Genomic DNA, 2,310 nt, shown 5'->3' with positions numbered 1-2,310 from the left:
CCCGAAAGCTACGCCGCGGGACTCCACCTACGCGGATCCATCCTCTGGCTACGCAGCCTCCCGACCCCATGATCCGAACCCAGAACAGGCCCTAGGTGACGCCGCCCCGGTGGCTGATGGTGATCGTGGTGGGGTTGGGTGTCCCGGGGTGAGGCGCTGGGCGGCCTGTGGGCGTGTTCCCGGGGATGGAGGCAACGGGGCCCGGTAGGGACGGGATTGCCTAGATCTCACCCCCGGGAGGCCCCGTTGCCCGTCCAGTCTCGCAAGCCAGCAGAGGTGTCCCACCCGGCCGGGGAAGCGCAGGAGGCGCTGGCGGTGCTGGCCACGGCGGGCGGGCCGGTGGCGGAATGTTTCGAGCAGATCCCGGACCCGCGGGACCCGCGCGGGGTACGTCACCGGCTGCCGGTGGTGCTGTCGCTGTGCGCGGCGGTGCTGTGTGGGGAGAGCGGCCTGGCCGGGGTCGCGGCCTGGGTCGCCGCCGAGGGCCCCGGCGACCCGACGGGTGAGGGCTGTCGGTGGCCGAGGCCGGGGATCGCGGTCGACGGTGCTGTCAAGTTCTCGGCTCTGTCGCAGATTCGGTGGTGACGGAGGGCAACGTTAGCCGAGCAAGATCCGATGTCGGAGGAGCGCGAACCCTGCTCGTCCGTACATCTGACGCTTGATCAGTTTGGTTTTGGTGTTGACGCCTTCGGTCCCGCCGTTGTGGTAGGCGCAGGTCAGGGCGGCGTTGACGGCGTCGCGGTCCAGCTCGAGTCCGCGGGTGAAGGCGTGCAGGTGGGGCAGGTCTTCAGTCCGTGCCTGGCTGATCCAGGCGGTCAGCCGTTCGGCGTTGCCGTCGGCGGGGGNGAGCATGGCCGCGAAGGACCGTACGAGCCCAGCGAGTGCGGTCATTTCCGGGCAGGCGGCCATGAGGGTGTCGAGCAGCTCCCGCTGGTGGTCTTTGAGCTGGTCGGGGGCGGTGAGCAGGTGGCGGGTAAGGCGTCGTGGCGAGATCGCCGGCCGGTCCGACTCGACCCGGCCTTGGGTGATGTACCGGTAGAGCAGGTTGAGGTTACCGGTGTAGCCGAGATCCTTGATCTCGGCGAACAGGCGGAGAACGGGGACTGCTGGGTCCTGCTCACGCCGCTGGCGTAGGTGGTCGCGCTAGGGGTCGACGAGGGTAGGACGGTACTGCGGTGCCCGGATGAGACGCTCGGGCTCACTGATCCGCGCGTAGCGTGTGACCGTGTTCAGGGTGAGGCCGAGGCGGCGGGAGCACTCCAGCAGGCCGACGCCCTTGTCGAGCAGGTTGTGGACCTGCGCCCAGCGTTCGCGGGTGGTTATCGCCCGGGCGCCCTCGCGGATCGGCGGTGGTGCGGCCTTGGCCCGGCAGGTGCTGTGCGCGGCGACCTTCTGGCGGACGGCCTCGGCGAGGTTGTTGGGTCGGACCGGGGCGCCCTGCCGGGGTTGCTCCCGGTGGGTTTCCCCGGTCCGCCCGCCGAACCCGGCGTGCCCGTCTCCGGGCACCGGGCTCTCCACTCGATCATGCCGTCGGGGTTGGGCCTGTCAGGGCATCCGGCCAGGGGGTGGGGATGTTGCCGCCTCGGTATCGGTAGCGGGTGATCGGCACCTGGCCGAGGTGGAACAGCGTCATCCCGTCCAGTTCGATGTCTTTCCGTCCTCCGTGCGGAGTCCGGAGCCATCGCCGGATGGCCGTCCAGCTCCGGCGGTGCCGGTGCATCACCCAGCGGATCATCCGCCACCAGACGAAGGTGTGCAGACGGGCCAGGGTGTGCTTGGCGACCGCGTGCTGGAAGTAAGCGGCCCACCCGCGCGGGATCTGGTTGATCCGGATCAGTGCGATTCTGTAGTCGAGATGCGACAACTTCCGGGTCAGTGATCTGATCTTCCGTTTCAGCGACGCGACAGGTTCGTCGGCGATGAAGGGGTAGACGTGCCAGTTGTCCGTTCCTCGCTTCCGCTTCCAGACGATGCGGAAGCCGAGGAAGTCGAACCCGTCCGCGAGGTGGACGATCCGGGTCTTGGCCGGGGACAGGGCGAGCCCCATTCCCGCCAGGACTCTGCTCACCTGGCCGTGCAGGGCGTCGACGTGTTCCCGGGTGCCGTGGACCATGACGACGAAGTCGTCCGCTTATGCCGAGGTCCGGGTTATGCCGGCTCTGGCTGTGATTTGCCTGGTCAGGGCGGTGAACGGCTACCTGATCTCGGCATAACCCCAGGGCTCCGGCGAGGTAGCGCAGCGTCATAGTTGGTAGCTGTTGGTAGCCTGCCTGGTGATCACTTCTGGGCATCCGATGGGCGATTGATTGT

At 68.4% G+C, this 2,310-nt stretch carries 2 protein-coding genes and 1 pseudogene; 1 reads left to right on the top strand and 2 read right to left on the bottom strand.

The genetic code is table 11. The annotated features are described in order from the left end of the window. The first annotated feature begins 246 nt into the window (after nucleotides 1-246). Nucleotides 247-585 (top strand): transposase family protein, encoded by a 339-nt coding sequence (locus tag ALLO2_RS27980; protein WP_083503475.1) that lies wholly within the window; start codon nucleotides 247-249, stop codon nucleotides 583-585. Nucleotides 586-597: 12 nt separating this feature from the next. Here ALLO2_RS27980 and ALLO2_RS25220 read toward each other — a convergent pair. Next, nucleotides 598-1,419 (bottom strand): annotated as a pseudogene (locus tag ALLO2_RS25220) (transposase); the annotation flags it as partial. Between the two features lie 103 nt (nucleotides 1,420-1,522). Next, the gene (locus tag ALLO2_RS22900) at nucleotides 1,523-2,113 is read right to left on the bottom strand and encodes a group II intron maturase-specific domain-containing protein (protein ID WP_023842251.1); all 591 of its coding nucleotides are present in this window, start codon (nucleotides 2,111-2,113) and stop codon (nucleotides 1,523-1,525) included. Between the last annotated feature and the right edge of the window lie 197 nt (nucleotides 2,114-2,310).

The sequence above is a fragment of the Frankia sp. Allo2 genome (assembly GCF_000733325.1).
Taxonomy (GTDB): domain Bacteria; phylum Actinomycetota; class Actinomycetes; order Frankiales; family Frankiaceae; genus Frankia; species Frankia casuarinae.
Note: the sequence above shows the minus strand (reverse complement) of the source record. Positions and strands in the feature narration are given on the sequence as shown.